Consider the following 688-nt stretch of genomic DNA (forward strand, 5'->3'; position numbering starts at 1 on the left):
CAGCGATGCGTGAATCCGCCAAACAGGAATTATCCCATTTATTTATTGATCTCTCAGGTGTTGCTGTTGTGGACACGATGGTAGCACATTATATCTTTAAGATTATACAATCATTGGAGTTGGTCGGGGTAAAGGCTGTTCTTGCCGGCATTCGTCCGGAGGTTGCGCAAACCATGGTAACATTAGGAATTAACTTTTCGGAAGTAAAGACTTACAGTACAATGCAACAAGCATTATCTAAACATATTGTTTCAGAAAACATCATTAAATAATTCATGATAAAAAAGCTATCCAACTCCTTTAAATTGAATAGAGTGGATAGTTTTTTTTATTCGGTACATACCAATAACAATTAATAAATAATCACAACTTTTCATTCTGATCAAAGTTGACGATATAGATGATCATCACTATAATAAAAACTTATGTGAATCAAACGGGCAAGCTGACAAGCTTTTTTAGTCAGAGTTTATGATAACTATACAAAACTTAAAGCGATAGTTTAGACACTTGTTCCTAACCAATTAGGAGGAAAAACGTGCTAGACAACAAAAAGGTTAAATTGGACTTTACAGTATTTCTTGTAAGTGGAGGTGTTTTAATATTATTTATTGTACTATCGTTCTTCAATAGTACGATGGTTGATGATGCGATTACAAAGTTATTTGGTATATCCGCTGATTTATTT

Annotated in this window: 1 protein-coding gene; it reads left to right on the forward strand. The window is 33.4% G+C overall.

The features are described 5' to 3' along the window. The coding region (locus AC3G7N_RS21215; protein ID WP_489424124.1) for an STAS domain-containing protein at positions 1 to 272 on the forward strand (272 nt) is incomplete at its 5' end. Positions 273 to 688 lie beyond the last annotated feature (416 nt).

The sequence above is a fragment of the Virgibacillus carmonensis genome (assembly GCF_057836705.1).